This is a genomic window from Pleionea mediterranea (assembly GCF_003148745.1).
Classification (GTDB): Bacteria; Pseudomonadota; Gammaproteobacteria; order Enterobacterales; family Kangiellaceae; genus Pleionea; species Pleionea mediterranea.
The window spans coordinates 303,334-324,093 of the sequence record NZ_QGGU01000003.1; the positions used below are offsets into that span (position 1 = coordinate 303,334).

The 20,760-nt window shown below is 40.3% G+C and carries 20 protein-coding genes and 1 pseudogene; 6 read left to right on the forward strand and 15 right to left on the reverse strand.

The genetic code is table 11. The features are described 5' to 3' along the window. The 7 genes from C8D97_RS05340 to C8D97_RS05370 all read right to left on the reverse strand — a co-directional run bounded on the left by C8D97_RS05340 (position 1) and on the right by C8D97_RS05370 (position 7,765). Positions 1-753 carry a MotA/TolQ/ExbB proton channel family protein gene (locus C8D97_RS05340; protein ID WP_109762679.1) on the reverse strand — a complete coding sequence of 251 codons (753 nt, stop codon included), beginning with the start codon at positions 751-753 and terminating at the stop codon, positions 1-3. 97 nt (positions 754-850) lie between these two features. Then, positions 851-1,180 (reverse strand): hypothetical protein, encoded by a 330-nt coding sequence (locus C8D97_RS05345; protein ID WP_109762681.1) that lies wholly within the window; start codon positions 1,178-1,180, stop codon positions 851-853. Next, positions 1,180-1,845 carry a tetratricopeptide repeat protein gene (locus C8D97_RS05350; protein WP_170115148.1) on the reverse strand — a complete coding sequence of 222 codons (666 nt, stop codon included), beginning with the start codon at positions 1,843-1,845 and terminating at the stop codon, positions 1,180-1,182. Before C8D97_RS05350 ends, C8D97_RS05345 begins: the two co-directional genes overlap by 1 nt. Beyond that, positions 1,842-4,712 carry a tetratricopeptide repeat protein gene (locus tag C8D97_RS05355; protein ID WP_109762685.1) on the reverse strand — a complete coding sequence of 957 codons (2,871 nt, stop codon included), beginning with the start codon at positions 4,710-4,712 and terminating at the stop codon, positions 1,842-1,844. Before C8D97_RS05355 ends, C8D97_RS05350 begins: the two co-directional genes overlap by 4 nt. Further along, complete coding sequence (locus C8D97_RS05360) at positions 4,709-6,658, reverse strand: tetratricopeptide repeat protein (RefSeq protein WP_109762687.1); 1,950 nt, start codon at positions 6,656-6,658, stop codon at positions 4,709-4,711. Before C8D97_RS05360 ends, C8D97_RS05355 begins: the two co-directional genes overlap by 4 nt. 25 nt (positions 6,659-6,683) lie before the next feature. Continuing rightward, the gene (locus tag C8D97_RS05365; RefSeq protein WP_109762689.1) at positions 6,684-7,202 is read right to left on the reverse strand and encodes a hypothetical protein; all 519 of its coding nucleotides are present in this window, start codon (positions 7,200-7,202) and stop codon (positions 6,684-6,686) included. A 101-nt stretch (positions 7,203-7,303) separates the two neighbouring features. Continuing rightward, entirely contained in the window at positions 7,304-7,765 is a 462-nt protein-coding gene (locus C8D97_RS05370) for a TlpA family protein disulfide reductase (protein ID WP_170115149.1), read from the reverse strand. A gap of 284 nt (positions 7,766-8,049) precedes the next feature. Here C8D97_RS05370 and C8D97_RS05375 point away from each other — a divergent pair, with 284 nt between their 5' ends. Then, complete coding sequence (locus C8D97_RS05375) at positions 8,050-9,783, forward strand: hypothetical protein (RefSeq protein ID WP_109762693.1); 1,734 nt, start codon at positions 8,050-8,052, stop codon at positions 9,781-9,783. Here C8D97_RS05375 and C8D97_RS05380 read toward each other — a convergent pair. Beyond that, a complete protein-coding gene (locus C8D97_RS05380; protein WP_109762695.1) occupies positions 9,746-10,954 on the reverse strand; it encodes a YihY family inner membrane protein in 1,209 nt (402 codons plus the stop codon). The genes C8D97_RS05375 and C8D97_RS05380 overlap by 38 nt on opposite strands. Positions 10,955-11,013: 59 nt before the next feature. Here C8D97_RS05380 and arsC point away from each other — a divergent pair, with 59 nt between their 5' ends. From arsC to C8D97_RS05400, 4 genes are all read left to right on the forward strand, one after another. Then, positions 11,014-11,367, forward strand: coding sequence for an arsenate reductase (glutaredoxin) (arsC, locus tag C8D97_RS05385; protein WP_109762697.1), 354 nt, complete (start codon positions 11,014-11,016; stop codon positions 11,365-11,367). A 1-nt stretch (position 11,368) separates the two neighbouring features. Further along, positions 11,369-11,965: an NAD(P)H:quinone oxidoreductase gene (gene wrbA / locus C8D97_RS05390; RefSeq protein WP_109762699.1), complete on the forward strand. Its 597-nt coding sequence runs from the start codon at positions 11,369-11,371 to the stop codon at positions 11,963-11,965. A gap of 13 nt (positions 11,966-11,978) precedes the next feature. Next, positions 11,979-12,350 (forward strand): DUF2069 domain-containing protein, encoded by a 372-nt coding sequence (locus C8D97_RS05395; RefSeq protein WP_170115150.1) that lies wholly within the window; start codon positions 11,979-11,981, stop codon positions 12,348-12,350. Between the two features lie 180 nt (positions 12,351-12,530). After that, positions 12,531-14,546 carry a M20/M25/M40 family metallo-hydrolase gene (locus C8D97_RS05400; protein WP_109762704.1) on the forward strand — a complete coding sequence of 672 codons (2,016 nt, stop codon included), beginning with the start codon at positions 12,531-12,533 and terminating at the stop codon, positions 14,544-14,546. A gap of 167 nt (positions 14,547-14,713) precedes the next feature. Here C8D97_RS05400 and C8D97_RS05405 read toward each other — a convergent pair whose 3' ends face one another. From C8D97_RS05405 to C8D97_RS05415, 3 genes and pseudogenes are all read right to left on the reverse strand, one after another. Continuing rightward, a complete protein-coding gene (locus tag C8D97_RS05405) occupies positions 14,714-15,229 on the reverse strand; it encodes a hypothetical protein (RefSeq protein WP_109762706.1) in 516 nt (171 codons plus the stop codon). Positions 15,230-15,287: 58 nt separating this feature from the next. Then, positions 15,288-15,980, reverse strand: a pseudogene (locus tag C8D97_RS05410) (glycine-rich domain-containing protein); the annotation flags it as partial. A gap of 70 nt (positions 15,981-16,050) precedes the next feature. Beyond that, positions 16,051-16,293, reverse strand: coding sequence for a hypothetical protein (locus C8D97_RS05415; RefSeq protein ID WP_109762709.1), 243 nt, complete (start codon positions 16,291-16,293; stop codon positions 16,051-16,053). A 197-nt stretch (positions 16,294-16,490) separates the two neighbouring features. On the opposite strand from C8D97_RS05415, the gene C8D97_RS05420 reads away from it, so the two are divergent. Then, a complete protein-coding gene (locus tag C8D97_RS05420; RefSeq protein ID WP_109762711.1) occupies positions 16,491-16,925 on the forward strand; it encodes a helix-turn-helix domain-containing protein in 435 nt (144 codons plus the stop codon). Positions 16,926-17,036: 111 nt separating this feature from the next. On the opposite strand, the gene C8D97_RS05425 is transcribed toward C8D97_RS05420, so the two are convergent. From C8D97_RS05425 to C8D97_RS05440, 4 genes are all read right to left on the reverse strand, one after another. Next, positions 17,037-18,116: a hypothetical protein gene (locus C8D97_RS05425; protein WP_109762712.1), complete on the reverse strand. Its 1,080-nt coding sequence runs from the start codon at positions 18,114-18,116 to the stop codon at positions 17,037-17,039. Continuing rightward, positions 18,103-18,666, reverse strand: a complete 564-nt coding sequence (locus C8D97_RS05430) for an ATP-binding cassette domain-containing protein (RefSeq protein ID WP_170115151.1) — start codon at positions 18,664-18,666, stop codon at positions 18,103-18,105. Before C8D97_RS05430 ends, C8D97_RS05425 begins: the two co-directional genes overlap by 14 nt. Positions 18,667-18,735: 69 nt before the next feature. Next, positions 18,736-19,485, reverse strand: coding sequence for a hypothetical protein (locus C8D97_RS05435; protein ID WP_109762716.1), 750 nt, complete (start codon positions 19,483-19,485; stop codon positions 18,736-18,738). After that, the gene (locus C8D97_RS05440; protein WP_109762718.1) at positions 19,482-20,258 is read right to left on the reverse strand and encodes a HEAT repeat domain-containing protein; all 777 of its coding nucleotides are present in this window, start codon (positions 20,256-20,258) and stop codon (positions 19,482-19,484) included. The genes C8D97_RS05435 and C8D97_RS05440 overlap by 4 nt, the downstream gene beginning before the upstream one ends. Positions 20,259-20,760 lie beyond the last annotated feature (502 nt).

Consider the following 20,760-nt stretch of genomic DNA (forward strand, 5'->3'; position numbering starts at 1 on the left):
TTACGCTTGTGGCTTTACTGCAGCTTTTGCAGCAGGACGTGTTTTTGAGCTTTCAATTGGCTTTGCGGCACGGATGACATTCACGAATTTCACCGATGCCATCTCAAGACTATCAATAATTTCCGTGGTTTTAGTTTGCAGAAAAGTAAACGACAACAATAATGGGATCGCAGCCATCAGACCAAATGCCGTTGTATTCATCGCCACAGATATACTGGCCGATAATAAGTTGGCTTTTTCTGAAGGATCAACATTTGCTACAGCGGTAAATGCAGCAATCAAACCCAGTATTGTTCCTAATAAGCCCAGCAAAGTCGCTATATTTGCAAAGGTCGCCAGATACTGTGTTCGCTTCTCAAGCCTCGGCATGATCTCCATTAGCCCTTCTTCCATTGCCATTTCGAGATCGTCGTGACGACGACCCTGGCCAAACTTACTAAGTCCGTAGGCTAAAATACGGCCCAGAGCAGCATTTGAGGTTGATGCAACATTTAAAGCCTGACGAAAATCCCCTTTATTCAAAAGGGGTAATAACTTCTTCCAGACCTGCTGGTTTTTTGACTTTACCAGCTGCAAGTAAATATAACGCTCTACTGCAATAGCAACACCCAACGCCATCACTATCAGTATCGGATACATAAAAGCACCACCTTCCTGGAAAAACTCCACGACGGTCATGATAAACCCTTTTTCTTCTACCGGCGCAGCGGTCGTTGCACTCTGTGCAAGCGCAAATATAGCCAACCCCTTCATATCTAATGCTCCGTTTGTTTTACCGTTAAACTAAACAATCAAGTATATAGCAGCTATGCCAATTGTTAAGGCGCAAGCTGTAAATTTGAGATAAACATCACTGTTCAATTGGTTTTTGAGATTCTGAACCTTGATGCAACTGCTGATAAAGTTTTATTTTTCGCTGAAAAACATGTTTCTCTACAGGACCGTAAACTTCATCAACAATCCGCCCCTGTATCGGTGACACAACATTCTCGGGCCCTTTTTTCCAGGGCACTATATACAACACGTTAGGCAGCTCTTGATTGCCTTTGATGGTTAAACCAAGCTGCGAATTTTCAACCACTGTTGTTGCCCCTTCCGAGCTGTCACTTTCCGCAGCATTTATGGATAGGTGAAAGAAACAGACAAAAATAATACCCATCAACCGATTGATTGTACGCATTACTGACTCTCCTGCGGCATTCGCCGTTTTAAATCAATGATCCAGTTTTCAACTTTTTCATCTGCGTTAACAATGTTTAAATACTGTTCAAATGAAGTCAAAGCTAGGGTCAAATTCTGTAAGTATAAGTCGGCTAAAATCCCCAGGTTTAAATAAGGTTTAGGGTAATCTGGGGCAACCTGAATAGCTTTTTCATAAGCCAGTTTTGCCGAGTCAAAATCACCGGTAATTCGATAAATAACCCCTTTCATATTAAGAGCTGGGGGGTATTCGTTTCTAACCTCTAATGCAGCTGAAACACTGTCTAATGCGAGGTCATGATTATTTTGCTTTAACGCAATAATGGCAATATTCATATCCACTTGCGGATAATTGGGAAACTGTTTCTTTGCGTCAGACAATACATTCAATGCAGAATCATATTGTTCCGATTGTACCAATTGCTGAGCCTCTATTAATAATTGACTTAGCGCATCTGGCAAAGGTTCATTGATATAATATTCGCCTTGTGCCAACTGATTTTTGACCGCTTGTTCTTGCGCAATGGCGGTAGCTTCTTTCGATGACTGAGTGGCACAAGAACACAACAAACCGATAAATGTAATCTTCGCGAGAAATCTTAACACCCGATGCTTTTTCATCATTAATTCTAAAAAGCATTTCATAACGACTGTCCTCCAAACCATGGTTCAATAGCTTCCTGTTTGTTGTAGCGGGCGGGTTGCAAGGCTGCCAATGCTTCAAAAGAACGCTTTACCCAGTCGGTGTAAATATTATTCAATACTCTGTCAGAATTGGAACTGAAAATCTCGATGGCTTTTTCTTCAATGGGATAAGCCTGATCCTCAATTAAAAATTGATACTCCTCAAGCTCATCTTCACTCATGCCACCCGGCCTTTCAGACTTTAAAATAGCCCTTGCCAGATTCAGATACAATTGCCCAACACGATGGGTACTGGCTGTTGTGTATTCTGCCACTTTAAACTGCCCAATAGCGCCATAGGCTTTTAACGCTTTATCCATTGCTTGTCGTTTTTGTTTCAACGATCGTTGCAATGGCAGCGTTAACGAAATCGACTGAAAGCTTTGATACAAGGGCTCAGCCAGTTCAAAAGCGGAGCGAGCCGCAAGGAAACGGGTTCTATCGGTGTTTTTATTGCCACCTGAGCGATAGTCAGAAATTATTTTATTACGCCAGAAATTACTTTTCGATTGATCACCAATTTGCTGATACAAATCAATCAATTTTGCCTGCGCTTCAATTGCTTGTAAAAATGGTGGCTGATGATTCCAGTAATAAGCTTTAAAAGCCTCTATGGCTGAGTCAATATTGTTTGCTTTTAAATACAAATCCGCCACATACCACTGAATTTCTCGTGCTTTTTGAGGATCTTGCTCACGACTGCCTATTCGTTGATAAGCATCGGCAGCATCCGACCAATTTTCCAGTTTTTCATATACCAGAGCCAACTTTTCATCCAGCCCTTCTGCTAGAGGGTGAGATGAAAAACGACCTCTAAAGCCTTCAAGTGCCAATTTAGCGTTTTGCCACTGCTGTAAATTCATCATCAGTGTCGCGACATCTATTTCAGCATTGGGCCGAATACTTGCATTAGGCTCAACAACTATCATTCTCTGATACTCGGCAATGGCAAGAGGCCAGTTTTCTTGCTGCTTATACGCTTCAGCCTGTTTATATATTGTTTGAGCGCGTCGCTCTTTAAAGCTCTCGCGTTGATTATTCGGCAATGCAACTTCATTCAATACTCGCGTTATGGCTTTTTCTGCATCAACATACTGTTGTAAGTCAAATAAACCATTAGCAATTATAATTTTTGCTCGATCAATTTCTTTATTTTCTTTTAGACCGGGTAAACTGAGCAATTTTTCCGCAGAGGAGATGGCTTCTGGAATCCTGTCATAAGCCAGTAACTGCTCGGTTGCACGAAGTAATAACGATGAGGCCTGAACAGAGTTAGGGAAATATTCCGCAAACAATAAAGAATAATTTATCGATGCTTCTCGATATTGTTTTAATTGAGGTGATTCCGACTGGCCTTTTGGAAGATTCGCTTTCTCTTGTTGCTCAAGCGCCTGATAAGCCAGCAATATATTATAGGCAGCCTGCTCTTTTTTACTGTACTCCTGATATTGGTAGGCAATCACATCGAATGCTTTTATTGCTTGTAGGTATTCTTTTGCGTCAAACAATGCCTCAGCCATTAAAAAGTGATAGGGCGCCTTTTGGTTATCGTCTTTCAGCAATACTAAAAAGTGACTGTACCACTCTGCAGCAACCATATAACTTTGTTTATTTTTTTCAGATTGAGCCGTCGCATGGTAGTGACTGGATACTTCTTCCAGGTTTTTAACGATATCTTGTTGCAATGACTGCTTTAATGTTTCAGGTGCTTCCTTGTAATAGTCGCTTTTAACACCAAATTGAGTTAAGAACTGTTCTTTAGCAGGTAAAACAAGTGAAGGGAACCCGCCATCAATGTAGGTATCCACCACCTTTAGTTGAAAATTTGCCGCTTTTTGATGCATAGGGTTTGTTTTTACAAATGTTAAGTAAGTGGCTGCTGCATCCTGAAAACGCTCTTGCGATAAATATAATTGAGCAAGGTTATCGTAAACATCTGGCTCGTATGGTTTATGCCCCTGTGAAGCGAAATAATTTTCAACGGACTCGGCGCCCGATAAGTGATAGAAAGATAACGAGATTGCACGATAAGTATCTTTAACTAATTCGTTGGCCACCACTTTCAAATCATCCGTCATGCCTGCATCGGATTCTAGCCGTTCAAGCAATGGGAAAAAATCATCAAGAGCACGTTCATAATCCACCAACTTAAATAACGACCAACCATGTTTGTACAATGCTTTATTGTAAAAATCGTTACTATCACCCGCCTCTAATACTTGCTGATAAGCTTCTGCGGCTCTGGAAAAATCTTTTCTTAAAAAATAGGCTTCGCCACGTCGAAACTGGACTTCTAACATTTCGGGTGAAGACTCATGAACTTCGGTCAATCGATCAAGTTGCTGTAAAGATTCCTCAGTACGCCCTTCAAGCGCAAGTGCTCTGGAGAGTTGGTATCGTATGCTGGCATCGTCAGCTTGTTTAGGAAAGTCATCAATTACTTGCTGGTAAAGATCCGCTGCTTTTTGATAGCTGGCATCACCAATAGCACTTGGCAAAGACTCAACAGTTCTCCCATCTGCAAGCAATGCATTTTTTTCTTCTGCAAGCCGCATGGTCAAATCGGCTAACCGTCGTGTCGCCTGACGCTTCACTTCTGCATGAGGTGATTGCATTAACCGTAAATAAGCATTAATCACCTGATCGGCATCCACACTGTCAATACTGGACTTGGGTACAACTACTTTCTGCTCACCAATAAAACTGACTCGAGGAGCCATATCTTCCAAGGGTATTTTTGCGCCACCAGCATCAGAAAGACCTAACATAGCGCAGGATGACAGCAATAAAATACAAGCAATAATCAACACCAGGTTGCGAACAATCATTGCGGCTGCTCCAACATTCGGCTGATGGCTTCATCCTGAATTTTTGCAATGGACAATTCAGTTTGTGCCAATAAAAAGTCCAGTTCCTGCGTGCGTTTCTCAAGTTTTTTAATTAATACCTGCTCCATCGACTGGCTAGATACATCAAGATTAATGTTTACTTCGGCAATTAAATCTTCTATTCGACGTTGCAACTGATTGATTCGCGCGTCGTAATTTAAAAAGCGGACGCTGGCTCTTGAGTCTGCTGATTGTAATGATGTTCTACGTACGGCCAACTGTTCCAACGCTTTTCCTGCAGCTTCTAGTTCTGATGTAAGTCGGTAATGCTTTGGACCATAGCGTTCAGCTATTGACCAGAGTAACGCGCCATACACTCTGCGCCATTGCTCTTTTTGCTCGCTCATATCGAACGATGGATTATCAGTTGATTGCGCATCCACTTTTTCAATGCTTGATTTAAGTGCCATCAAGTCATTGTAAAGTTCTAACTCCTCTGCATTGGCCAGTAACCAAATATCATCTTGTTTTTGCTGTTTTTTTATTTGCTTTTGTAAAGTGTTGTATTTTTCCTGCAGTTCAGAACTAAGCAGTTCACTGGATTTTTTATCAACTATTGGCTTTAAGTTTTGATATCGTTGTTGGTGATTACTTAACATTTGCTCAAATACAGGCAACTGTCTAGACCACTCCCCCAACACACGTTTTAAATGAGACATTTCCTGAAAACGTTGAAAGAACTGGTTGAACTGATTTTCTGAAACAACATCTTGCAAGTAATATTCAATGGCATGCCCGGTCACAGGCACATCACCTTGTCCCCAGCGCTGAAAAACTTGTTCGCCAAAAATACCTCGGCTGTCTAACCAGCGTTGAAACAATGCGCCTTTTAAATCCTGCTTGGCATTATCGATTAATGTCAGCTGTTCACCGTATAATGCAGCGGCTGTAACAAAAGCTTCCAGAGCTTCTTTTTTTGCGCCATTACGATAATAAGCAAAGGCAAGTGCCATCGCCGCTTCTTGTACAGCAGGATCACGCCCATCGCGCTCCAATAATGCTTGCCAATATGCAATCGCCTTTGTCAAATTATCAGATTCGTAAAATGCCCAGCCTAACGAAAGAATCGAACGATTACTGTAAGGGCCATCCAGTCTAACTTTTTGCAAGTACTGCTTTGCTTTTTCAGACTGCTTATTTTCGAGAAAGTAATACCCTAACGCCAGGTTCGCCCGATCAAATAAACTCTGTGACACTTCATCAGCATTTTCTGTGGGATACAAAGTTTCAAACAGTTCAATCGCACCTTCTGTATCATTATTCTGCAACATGAACACAGCCAAGTTGAACTGTGCGTATCTTCCCTGCTTAGAGCTTGAATCAATTTGCTTTAATAATTGTTTCGATTGCTCAATATTATTTTCCCGGAAAGCCAGTTGTGAACGGATTAATAACGCTTCATCGATCAGAGTCACAGGTAGATGCTGAAAGGCGATGGACATATGGTGCTTAGCTTCTTCCAGTCGATCGTTTAAATAATAGGTTTTTGCCAGATAAAATCGCACCTGCGCAAGTTTGGCGCTTTGTTGGTTTTCAGACAGCGATGACTGCTCCAGTAACTCAACAAAAATTTGCTCAGCAGACTCAAGCATGCCATAGCTTAAGTACATTACCCCACGGAGCAGTTTTAAATGTTGCTTGTGCTCTAAAACTTCAGCCCGCTGCTCTGCAACATCCAAACGAGTTAACGCTGAGAAATAATTTTCCTGGTAGTAATCAAACAGTATTTCTCCGAAGGCGAGTTCTTTGAGCTTGATTTTATGTTGAGCATCGAGAGCTATTAGAGCGGTTGATTCAGGTTCACTATCATCCGCAACTATCGGAAAGCTGACGCTAACCAATAACATCAACAAACTAGTGACCAATATGTGAGTCCGTTTATGCATCCAGAACAATCCCGTTAACAGCGCACTAATTCCATTGCTTTATAGACAACACGGGTTGCTGCTTGGCAGGGTTATCTTTAATTTGAACCTCAACAAGCTTGGCGTCGGTATCTTTTTCAAACACACCCGATACCGCCAGTTTATACTCTCTATTTTCTGGCCCATAGCCGATAACGACCGCGACAACTTCATGTTCACCGGTGGTGACATTATCAAGATGAAGCCGCTGCACGGCACCGCGCCTTAATGCGTCGAGCTCTCTGTCGGTATACAAGTATTGAGTGACCCATTCGCCATCGAGCTTCAGTTTTATGCTATCGAGTTTAAAGTAATGGCCAGTGTCTAAAGAAACAAAAAATGCTGCCTGGGTAGATGCCGGAAATAACAGATCTTCTTCAAGAATAAATAACTCGCGGTTTATGGAAAGTACCTGCTTTTTTAATGATTCAAGAGAGTCAGCTACAGGTTGTTGTTCAGCAGAAAACCCTACTACCGTGCACATCAGTAACGTTGCAGCCCACAGCCGCATACCTATTTTGCTCATCCTGAATTCCACCCGTTTACATCGACAAATATAATAATTATCGACGCATTATGCTTAAAATTTACGTTATAAAACCAGTACTTGCGCACAAAATCGCTAATTTATTCAGTTTGCTTAATTTGTTTGATAGCTTTTCGGATCGTATGAATGTCCTGCTTACCGTACAAGGGACCAAAAACCTCTCCTTGTGGTGATATAAACAGCATAGCAGGTAATTTAGCCGGACGCTTAAATGGAACAACAGGCGAAGGATCAGTTGCGACAATCGGATATTGGATATTAAATTTATCTTTTGCCGCAGCAAGCTGTTCATTGTCCACCGGATCGTAACTAAATGCTAACAAACTGGCACCTAGCTCCGCTTCTGCGTGATACACCTCATTAAGCTCGGGCACTTCTTCCAGACATGGTTTACACCACTCAGCCCAAAAATTAATCAGCAGCCAGCCATCAGAATAGTCCGATAGTCGCTTTTGCTCGCCGTTTAAGAGATAGAACTGTGAGTCGTCTACTGTACGATCGCAACCTTGTATAGACAAAAAAGCGAAGAAAATCAGGCACAAACGCAATCCTGTTCTATAGTTAATTGAAGTATTGTATAAAATAACGCGACTCCCGCAGTTCAATTGCTGTTAAACTCGATTACTCATTGAACTAAACAGCCAGAGCCATGACGCCTGACTGAAAAGTGAACAGAAAGAGTAACATTTTGTAAAAGAGTTTGAATGTAAGCACTTAGACTTGCGATTATATCAACCTGTCGTCAAAAATAAATTTTGTATCGACCAACTTCTTCAATTAGGCTAATGGACAAAACGATTTATAATAAAATATTGAGAAAGCAAGAATGGACTCACCCAGCTTAACATTTCCAGCACAACAGCAAGGCCAGCACTTACTGGTCGAGACGGAACCATCAGAGCTAAAAAGCTGGCTTAAATCATTGCCTTATGGTGATATGGGACGCGCCGTACCAGAGGTTTGCCGTGCTATTTCAAGCCTCAATCGCTCTCAAATTAACGCCAACCAAAGACGCGAACTGGTCGCATTATTTGATCAGGCTTACGCACAGATATTCGATTCCTATCGGCCCTATGCGGCGCACATTGTAAATGCCAATACCCGTCAAAAAGAACACGCCAATCTTCATTTACTGACTCGTGAAATGGCTTTTGCCCATAAAATAATCACTCATAACGAACTGAGCAAACGTAAATTTTTCGGCAAAAACAAAGATCTCGTGCGTTCCATTAATCTTTCTCTGCATTACTTAGGCTTGCAGTTGATGGAACAATACGAGTCTTACAGCCCTATTCCGGTCTACTTATGGCGAGAATGCAATGGCTTGTACGCTTATGCGCAGTCTAAACAACTCGAAGATATAGAGGTATTTAGTGGCAATTACCACCAGTGTCTGCCTTCTATAGAGCACACTTTTGCCAGAACCTGCTTAATGTCACTCTCGGATCCTTACCACCTGTCACACGGTGAACATTGGCAATTATACAAATACCTCGAAAAATGGTCGTATCTTGTTCAGTTCTCTGAAGATACCAATGACTTTGACAGTCAACAATGCTTTGTCATACAACAGAGCAGTCAACTCAAACCAGAGTACAGCTCTCAGTTTTCCGGTGATATTGATCACGATGATGTCTGCTTTATGTTGACCAATGATATTGTTCGTCAGCTTAAATTTCAGATTGAAGCTATTCAGTTTGAGCGTGAAATCCCAGCAGGTTTTTACGCCGATATACGCCCGGCTTCAGCCCAGTCACTAATTGAACATATGTCGGAACATTGGGATGCAAAAGTTGAACGTAAAGGCCGGCGCTATCCGGTACTCACCAAACTGGATATCATTTGGGGCATTCATCCAATCCACACGCTAATGCAAAAGCACCAAAAATCCTCCGAGTCCACCCACTGGGACTCAGCTACCATTGAAGCCTACATTCAGCATGAACATAAAGTCCCCCTTAACTGGGACGCAACCAATGTCAGTGATGGCGGAATTGGTATATCAACCCATCAAAATATTGCCCATCTGCTAAAAGTTGGCGAACTGGTCATTATTCGAGAATACATAGATAAAAAGCCTTCGTTTCGTTGGCGTCCGGCCCTTTGCCGTTGGCTTTATGGTGCTAAGGATCATGGCACCAATGCGGGGCTGGAGTTCCTGGACGGCACACTGGAACCCTGCCGGTTGAATACTAAACTGGGGCGTAATAATAAAACCGCAGGTCAAGTTTCATTAATTTATCGACCCGCAGATAATAAACCTACCGATCCTGTTTCAATTTTGGCCACCCGAGGCACTTATCGTGATGGTAGAGCCTTTATGTTGCGGTATAAAAATCAGATGGAAGACATAAAAACACGCAAGCGAACATTAGTGACACCCTGTGTAGAGCTGTTTCACTTCCAAAGTTATGAAGTAGTCGAACTGGATGAAACCGAAGAGCAAAATACAGAGTCCATTCCTTGGACCAATGTTCCGAAATATCAAGATTCAGAAGATGACGAAGACAATCAAACCAATATCAACCTTGATTCGATTCGGCTACCAGGGGATCACTAAGTTTTTTCAGCAACACCTCTCTACCTTCTGCGATGCGCTCGGACAATTCAGGATCAATCTTTTTCAGACTCTCAAGCGCTGCTTCACCGGGTAACTCCTGTATACCGGCTTTAAATATTTCCGCCAATTGATAACTTTGGGAGTCACCCGCTAGCGAATAACCTCCGGCATCAAGCTCCATAATCAACTTCGCTTTTTCCAGCTTTTCAACGACATCCATCAAGTTATCCATCTGTACATGAGAAATTTCATTTTGAATGGTTTTCATGGTAACTACTTGCCGATTTGCCTGTGCGTTAACCAATAGCTTTAATATTCGTGCAGCCAAAATAAAATGATGGCTTGCTTCTTTTCTATCTTCAGGCTGAAAAACACCCAGCGCATGGCAAATTTCAGCACCTATTAATAAGATCATCCAGGAAGTTTGCATCCATATTAGAAAAAGCGGTACAGACGCCAGAGCCCCGTAAATTAATTGATAAGTAGAAAATTGTTTAACAAATAAACCAAAACCCCATTTTAATATTTCAAATGCCGTTGCCGTTATTATTCCCGCAATAGCCGCATGACGAATTTTAACCGGTCGATTAGGCACCGCTAAAAACATAACGGTAAAAGCAATAAACGCCATTAGTAAAGGGACCAGAAAGCTTAAAAAACCTACTTGCTTTTTGACGACATCCGACACCAATGGCAACGACGCAAAATAAGAGCTTAATCCGAGGCTCAATGCCAATAGTAATGGCCCCATGGTCAACACAGCCCAATACACCAGAAAAACACGAACCGGAGAGTTTTTCTTTCTTACTTGCCAGATTCGATTGAAGGATTGATCGATGGTTCGCATTAACATCATGGATGTAACCAGTAGAAATACTGCACCTATGGTAGTCAACCCTTGCGTATTGGTTACCGCTTTATTGATAAAATTACGAACATTATCGCCCGACTCGGGCAGTAAGTTTTGAAAAATAAACTGCTGCACATCCGCCTCCATCGCCTGTATTTGCGGAAATAATGACAACAGAGCTAAAACAACCGTCAGAAAAGGAATCAGAGATAATAAACTGGTAACCGTTAGTTCAGCTGCAACCGAGCGGCAACGATCTTTCTCAAATCGCTCAAATACAAAAAATATAAATTGTTTAAACCAATGAAGCTTTTCTTCCATTTATAATTCAGCCTACAATAGCGGTTTTATGAAATTGAATAATTAACAGGTTTTTGACTATGTCAGAGTATAGCATTTATCACAACCCGCGCTGTTCTAAATCACGGCAAACACTTGAGTTACTTAAAGAAAATGGCGTGGAGCCAAAAGTCGTTGAATACTTAAAAACACCGCCAAGTGTTGCCGAGCTGACTCGAGTGTTAAAGCTTTTGGGAATGAAGCCTCAGGAGCTAATGCGTAAAAAAGAAGCGGAATATAAATCGTCAGGTCTCGATGACACATCCCTTTCTGTGGCTGAGCAAATCAAACGGATGGTTGCCAACCCAAAAGTGATTGAGCGACCAGTGGTTTTTTCTAAAACTGCCGCAGCTGTTGGTCGCCCCCCTGAAAATGTATTAAGCGTTATCAAATAATATGAGCACCACTATTTTAGTGCTTTATTATTCATCGGGCGGTGCCACCAAACAAATGGCACGTCTAATTGCCCGGGGGATTGAGTCAACAGGCTCCGAAGCCCTTTTAAGAACAGTCCCTCAGGTATCTGCCAATCATGAAAAGACTGAGCAAAGCATTCCTGACGATGGTGATCCATTTGTTACCCTAGACGAATTAAAAGCCTGTGATGGCCTTGCATTGGGCAGCCCGACTCGGTTTGGCAACATGGCAACGCCATTAAAGTATTTTCTTGATCAAACCAGCGAGCTTTGGTTAAGCGGTAAACTTGCCGGAAAACCAGCTTGTGTATTTACATCAACCAGCAGTTTGCATGGCGGCCAGGAAACAACGCTGTTATCGATGATGCTGCCACTTTTACATCACGGAATGCTGATTTGCGGTCTGCCCTATTCTGAAACTGACTTGCTGCACACAAAAACCGGCGGCACGCCCTACGGTGTCAGTCACTTTGCCGGTAATGACAACAATAATCCTATCAGTGAAGAAGAGAAACGATTGTGTAAAGCACAAGGAAAGCGATTGGCGCAAATCGCTCAACAACTGCAGAAAAACTAACGATGAATCTCTTATGACTCTAGTTCAAAAATTAAATATATGGCATTGGACAACCTTATTAAGTTATCTAATGCTTGTCGTTCTATTAATAATTTGGCCGACTCTATTTTACCCACCTGAATCTATGCCCCCATTATTATTGACAGTTATATGGGTTTTCCCTCTGTTGTTTCCTGCTATTGGCATTATTAAACGACGTTACTACACCTATGCCTGGTCACAATTTATCAATATGATTTATTTTTGCCACGCTACCGTTTATTTGATGACCAGTGAAAAAGAGTTTTTTATTGCACTCATTGAAATGACGTTAGTACTGATATTTTTTAGTGCAACTATCGTTACCATTCAAATAAAAAAGAAGCTGACACAGCAAAGTCTCTGACTCAATATCAGAGACTTTAATTTATACATTATCGCCAAAAACAATATATCCACTGTTTTACCCATTCAATTGTTAATATGTCACTTGTTGTCAGTTAACCACCTCATTAGACTGTTCCCTCTATATTGAGAGTAGTATACAACTCATTCACACACGCAGTTCTACAATACGGAAATACTTATGATTGTCAGACACTTGAAATTAGCGCTTGTAACCATTGTTTTAACGCTATCTCTTACCGTAAACCTTTATGCCCAATCACCCGATGCCGTTGTCACCATTGGTAATGATGCTTTGCTATCGATGACTGAACAACAACGTAATGCATTGGCAATTAAAACAATTACCTCTCAGTCAAAAAAACAAAGCGATGCAGCGATCATTCGATTGCCAGAACAACAACTTGAAGCGCTTTCGCAGTACATGCACAAAAATCATCATCGATGTGGTGGTTACATCTGGCATGAGTCGGAAAGTTCTGCACAAAAGTATTTACAAAAAGTAGGCCAGCAGAACAATGATTCTGCTGCAGGCAATCGTAAACTTGTTGATTACACTATTGATAATACGGATTCTGTGTATGCTTTATTATCAAGAGTCGTCAAATCCAATTTAACCGCAACAGTCGAAACATTGGGCGCCTACAACAACCGTTATTACACCCAGCAGTCAGGTGTCGATTCTGCTCAATGGATACAATCGTTTTGGAGTAATCTGGCCAGCACACGTAATGATATTTCAGTATCACTTTACCAACACAACTCCTGGGCTCAACCATCAGTAGTCGCAACCATTACCGGGCAATCATTACCCGATGAAGTTGTTGTTGTCGGCGGCCACCTTGACTCAATTAATGGCAGTAGTCCTTCAAATGGTCGTGCTCCCGGTTACGATGATAATGCTTCTGGCATTGCAGTAGTGAGTGAAACCTTACGGGCGATTGTCGAAAGTGGATTTAAACCCGAGCGCACGATTAAATTAATGGGTTATGCCGCAGAAGAAGTCGGCCTGCGTGGTTCAGGTGAAATCAGTGACCAGCATTTTGCCGACGGAGTAAATGTTGTGGGTGTGGCGCAATTTGATATGACAGGATTTAAGGGCACCAATAATAAAGACATTGTCTTTATGACAGACTACACCAATGCTGAACAAAACCAGTTTATGTCCAACCTGCTGGATCATTATTTTACCGATGTTGAGTATGGTTACTCTCAGTGCGGTTATGGTTGTTCCGATCATGCATCCTGGTTTGCAAATGGTTTTCCAGCCTCCATGCCTTTTGAATCCAACTTCAACGATTATAACGCCAGTATTCATACCGCCAATGACTATCAGTTCAACCCCGATCACGCGGTTAACTTTTTAAATTTATCCTTGGCATTTGTCGCTGAACTTGCCAAGGGTGATGCCGATCCTTATGAATCCATCAGCACCCTTGAATTTTCATCGTCAACCGCGTCACTCAATGAAGCCGCTACTGTAGCTGTCACCATTGAACGCTCTGGGCTTTTAAACGAAACCGCCACGGTAAACTATCAAACCATTGACGGAACGGGCCTGGCTGGTGAACATTATCAAGCGACTTCTGGCGCTGTGAGCTGGGGTGTGAACGAGTCTGGCGAAAAATCGATTACTGTATCGGCTTTAGCCCTAAGTGAAGATGCCTCATTCACGTTGCAATTGTCAGATCCGGGTGGCAACGGTGAACTGGGCGAACAATCTACCATGGTGATCAATCTGGTGAATGAATCCATCAGTCAGGTTTCATTAAATACTGACAGCCTTGACGTTGATGAATCCACTACAGCAGAAGTTAGGATTCAACGTGCTGGCGATATTGATCAAATAGCTACCGTTGCTTATCAAACAGTTAATGGCAGCGCTTCGGCAGGCACCGATTACACCTCAGTGTCAGGCACGCTTGAGTGGGCCGTTGGAGACTCGGACGACAAAGTCATTGAACTCTCGGTTAGCAATGTAAGTGAAGATAAAACCTTTACACTTGACCTGAGAAATGTTGGTGGTAACGCTGAACTTGGAACAATACCTGAAGTGACAGTTACCATTAAAAACACCAATACCGATAATGATTCTGATCAGGAAGAGCCCCCTGCATCAAATGATTCTGGTGGCGGCGCTCTGTTTTTAATCAGTCTTGGACTATTAGGACTGCGACGAGTAAGACAAAGCAGCTAGATTTCTTATACTTTATTCAAAAAAAATCCCCGCGATAACGGGGATTTTTTTGTATGGAATGATTCTGCCTTCTACTTTCTACACTCTATTTTCTATCTTCTACTTTCAATATTTAACCGTAAAACTTAATCTCTATGGATTTTAAACCATATTATACTTAAGCAGTTTTACTGCAAAAATGCTTGCTCATCACTAATGAAACAAGCGTCAACTTCAGATGGCCTATTACTCCTGTCAATAACCCAACACTCCTTGTAAATAGAACAGTAACAAAGTTCAATTCCTATGGAATCATCGTCTTTAACAAGTTTTTGCACATCTTCTCCTTTATAAGACACTGGGGTAATGGTTTTTTGAGGAGATAAAGTACGGGTACTGATATGTGATTGACGAATATTTCTAAAGGACTCAATTTCACTCCACGCTCTTATAGGCTTTGTTCCATGATTGATTTTTGCATATTGAATTAATGCAGGGCCAGTACCGCTATTTGTCACACCATAACTGAACGTATCACCACTAAAGCTTCTAAATATTTCCAACCGAGGCCATACCGATGCTCTAGCATATTCACGATCAACATAGGCTGAGTAAATAGATGTAAACGCTGTAACCAAGCCTATTAACAGTGCTGATAGAGCAACAATCATATCAGGATTTTTATACCATTTTATTTGTTCCACTTTGAATTGCTCCTCTTTGTATTAACCCTTCAGTTAACCACTCATTAAAATAAAGTATTCAATCACCGCCACCACAGCCACCGCAAGAACTACTGCAGCCGCCTGTTCCATTTGTAGAGTGTTTAACTAACCACTTTAAAACTTGATAAGCAACATAAGCGCCTAAAATCCAAATCGCTATTTCACCGGCACTGGTTTCCTCTGTTATCGTACAAGCCGTCAATAATGTACTCACAAAAATCAAGGATAACCAATACGACTTTGTAGGCATTGCTGCAATTTTTGATTTTTCTGCACTTATAGCATTTATTTCACCCCAAACCTTCTTATCAGGCGGACCAAAATGAAGTTGATAAAGCGCTAACGTTTTTTCATAGGACGTTATATCCTGCTGTTTGCAAACCTGAGATAAAGAGGATGGAATATGATGAATTTCTTTACCTAGTAGATCACGACATAACTCATGCCAATATGAATGTGTAAACGTTAAATGACAATGCCATACCCTATCAATAACTTTTGATGGCGATAATCGCTCACTAGACATATTTAATAAACAGAGAAACTTTTTATACTCTGATACTGCCAGAAAAGTAAATTTTTTGGACCAGTTATTGTCAGACATAAGCTTTGATATAAATATGGTTTTATCACCATTAACTTGAATGTCGAAGTTTAAAATTTCATTATTTACGTTTTTCATAGTGTTTTTATCACCTGCATTAAACCAACGTTTATTGGCTTCAAGTTTTTCATCAACATAAAATACATTAGTAAGAGTTTATTGTTAGTTATTATCGAAACTTTATTAAGTTCAAGAGTTATTCATTCTGTAAGCTTAAATTCAGATCGATAAAAGCAACAATATAACCATACTCTTTATCGGTAAGTCGGTTTGCTTTATAAAGCTCTGTTGCTCGCTCAAACGTCCAGGGCTCACCATCTGGATTTTCAGGTATGGATAAGTCTGTTTCTAATAAGGACTGGTCGACAACTTGCAATCCTTTTTTTGCTGCTTTTTGTGCACAATGGCTTAATACATACTCAACAGCGTAGTGATCCACTGCTGGAGCACCACTGTATTCTGTTTCACAAGCAACTTTGATACTGCCATCCGTTGATATATATTCAAGCTTTCCTTGTGTGGTACAAGCGGTTAAAACTAGTGCTCGAATTCATATAATAAGTGCAATTCCCAGAGTAATTTAAAAGTGGCTACAATTGGTTTGCGAATCAATAAACCACAACTCTAGGAATTGCCATGAAACATTATCAACATTTAAACAAAGAAGAAAGATTTTATATTTGGAATGCCTTAAGAACAGGCAGTACTCAGAAAGAAGTCGCAGTAACGCTTGGGCGGCATCCTTCAACGATTAGCAGAGAAATCAAACGTAATAAGTATGCGAGAGCTAAAATTTACACCTATCATTGGGCGCTGGAAATAGTAAGGTGGCGAAAAAGACGAGTTGCCAGGACAAAACATAGAAAGTTAAATCAGGCCAAAATAAATATGATTGAGCAACTTATCCGTCATAATCTAAGTCCTGAGCAGGTGAGTGGCTATCTGAAAATACATCACAATATATCGATCAGTCACGAGACTATCTACCGCTATATTTACTCGGATAAAGCTCGTCATCAGTCACTGAAGCCCTTTATGCGACAAGGCGCAAAAAGACGTCGAAAAGGTTAACCACATTCAACCCTGAAGTGCACACGAAGTATTGAATGTGGGTTATTATTTTAATTTCGGCATGCGTCGCGAGATTCTCATTAAAGCTATAGGTATCAGTAGGATAAATATTTATATATGCGCCAATACTTCGAAGGTTAATGGAAAGCATACAATGGCATTGGCGACAACTAATGAATGATGAAGTTTATAATTTATAAACCTTTTTGGTAGTAAAAATATGGTCGATACGCCAATCAATAGTCCACTACCCCAAACAAAACGATCGAAATATAAGGCAATAATAAAAGCTGTTGCTGGTAACAAACAGGTTGCAAAGGTGATTGACGATAAGCACGTTAACAAAGATCTTTTTCGAATTGTCAGTACATCAAGATATGACGCGGTCACTTCATAAGCGCGGTCAGTCGTTGTTATCATCACGGTTACCAGGTTAAATAAAACAATAAAAAGCAATGCCCCTAAAATAATGCTGTTGAAATAGGTTGCCATCAAATATATAAAGGCGACTGTAAAGGATTGACATAAAAACATCGGCTTTCTGAAAAGATAGGCAGTCAATAAGATTCTATTGGAGCGATATCTAAAAATATAACGAACCAGCCATGTTTTAAAAATGAATAGTAGACCAATAAAAGCCATCACTAACAGTGATGCTGTATCTAGATACCCATGAACAAAAATATAAGTCAAAAAAGAAACCAGCCAAAACGCCTTTATATGAGACTGATAAAAGCAGGATAAAATAATAATGCCATAAAAGGCTAATAAAAAAACATTAAAGGCAAGCACGTTCGTTGAAAGATCATTCTCGAACGCGACGTAAAAGTAAGCAAGTGCTAATAGCAGGTGAACTGGAGTAAGGACAATCAAGTCAACTAAAACAACCGAAGCTTTGATAATCGATTTACTTGCCGCAAGTTGAGTGAGCTGACATATACGGTTGCTGCCATAGCATAACTGGTGCAGCTTGTTGATTATGAGAGCAACACCTAATGTAAACGATGAAAAAATTACAGCGCGAATCAATAATGAAATATCTCCGCGACTGAGCATTTGCAACAAATAAGGTAACAATAAGATCATTGCTGGCATTAACGCCATTACAACGGCAACAACCTTAGCTTGTTCTTTGAACAACTGTTTTAGTGTTCTCGAGGTTTGCTTAAAAAGCAGGTTAACCGTATTCATTTAACTTATAAAATGGAAGTAAAGAAAAGCTACTGTCAAATGCCGAGTGCTGAACGTGAGTCGATATAATCACTAACTTATTCGTCAGCTCAGATAATTCCTTTATAAATACATCGCAGGACTGGTTATCTAAACCATTGAGTGGTTCATCAAAAATATACAGGTCGCAATCACTGCATAGCGCAATCAGTAACATCAACTTTTTCGCATTACCCAATGATAAGTCTCCAAGCGACTTCATCGAGTCAATGTCGAAACCCAACGAGTCAGCTAATGACTCAAGCTTCGATTGTGTGCGACGAGGACGCTGTGCTAGAGCAAAGGGAATAAACTCACTGACATATAGCTGATTAAAAAATGTTAAACTATCGGGAACGTAGCTAACACATTTTGTGTATTGGAAATATTGCTTCTTCTGATCCACTTCAGATAACTTGATGGTGCCCGACCATTGATCGTCTGCACCAGCGAGAATACGCAATAAGGTAGATTTTCCACAGCCATTAGGACCATGAATAATGTATCTACCGAGCTTCAGCTTAAAGCTCAAATCATGAATTGCCAGCTTATTATTATAGCTTTTACTCAAATGTTCAATTGTTATCAATATAATACCTAGTTATGCCAACTGCTTGGTTCGGTAATTTTCGAACAATGACGTAAGTTCACTATCTTGTAAGTGATCTACATATCTTTCCATTTCATTCAATGGAGAACCTTGAGAAACAACATGATCAAAATATACTTTTTCATCTTCTATTTTGAAAGCATATTGTGACTTCGTGCATTTTTGTTTAGGTAATAAGTTAATGGAAATAGAAAAGTCATCGGGGGCAAACTGTGTATGTATGTGTTTGCTTGCCTCATAAATCATAAGACTACCTTTATCCAGAGTGAATCGCCCTACATAGTTTGCGTTAACAGGGGCTCCTTTTGTTGCTAAAGCCTGCTCATACTCATAAGTGTAAATGTCGGTTGAATACCCTGGACCATAGTATCCAACTGTCAAGAAATGAAAGTTATGATCGTGGGGGAAGTTATAAGCAAAATAACTCTCAGAAAATTCCTTTTGTATCGAAAAATCTTCAGGCCTTGGCCAAAAATTAATTCGAATATCATAATGCTCTCGTTCCGCTACCAACAGCGATTGTATGTTGTATGAGCTATTTTTCTGGAAGTTTTCTAAATCCATTAATTCGCGATGTAAAAAATCCGTTAGCAGATCTTTGTTATTTGAAAGTGAGTGGAAAGCATCTAAAATCGGCTTATAATCACTTGGCTCAAGAATTGGTCCGATTGAATCACATAGCTCACAAAACGCCTCAAGCTCTATAGTTTTGTCGTTTTGCATTATAACTTTAAAATTCATTGCTGCTCCGAGAATAAATTCGCTAGTGAATAACTAACTGCATTTCGAATATGAGGGTGTGGGTCGTTTACGAGATTAGTTAATAATAGTTTGGTTTCGCTTGTTTCGGCAATTTTTGCATAAGCTTGTGTCGCTGACCATCGAACGAAGTGTACATCATGCTGCACCAACCTTTTCAATGTAGGAAGCGAATTTTTTCGAGGGAATCGAGCAAGCAGATTACAAGCAAAATCCAATTTTGAGTGAAGCATTTCTGAAGCTGAAACATTAGCAAGCTTTCCAGTATCTGCATTGTATTTAAAAGTTTCAGGCATACTTTCTTTGCTCAAAAGCGACATTATTAAGCCAGATATTTTATACTGGATTCGATAAAAAGACTTTCCCTTCTTAAGTTTAATGCTTTCGCCATCCGAATATATTCTAGTATCAGTCTTTTTAACAATTCTATCGTAATTGTTCTTTGAACTATCAATGGCTGAGTAGTAATCTACTTGGACCTGCGCACCTCCAAATAGACTTAACAGACAGTCTCTTTCGGCCAGCAATACTAATGAGCTTTTTAAATCTTCAGTGGAAATAACAGAGGTACGTAAAACAAATTTTTCATTTTCATCTAAAGTATCAATCGCTCGCTTCACATCTCCTAACGATAAGCTTGAGTTTTTAATCTTTTCTTTAAGGTACTTGGATAGCCAGGTATCATTAGCACAACTTGAAACTAGCTCTATCGACTCTGAGCTAAACACATTATTTATATTTGACAACAGTCCCATAAAACATCCTTTAAAAGGGAGGCCAAAGCCTCCCTTTTACATCAAGCTATGATCAATACTCTAAACTTAGTTAGCGGGAGAAGAGTAAAGAACAATAACAGCAGCAACAATTAATGGAATTCCAACTTGGCCTAAATCTGCTGGGTCAATACCTACTTCTAATCCTGGTAAAATCATTATTTTTCTCCAAATTTATTTAATATTAAAGTAACTGCAAGTCCGGATTTGCGAGGTAATATTAACCTCTACTCTGTGGTTAACTCAATAGCTAAAATTGTGACATATTACCTAAACATATAATTTTATTAGATTCCTCGAATCATAATCTAATTTACGTACAGAGCTGACTTTTTAAGCTTTTGCCTAGAAAACAACCTCTATTTCTTGCAAAAAATATTAAAATAAGAGATGTTTCAATTTAAAATGTTAGAGCTAGGGTTTAATATTGTACGACGTCTAATGATAGTGGTACAGATTTCGTTTTTAACATAAGGGTCTTGCC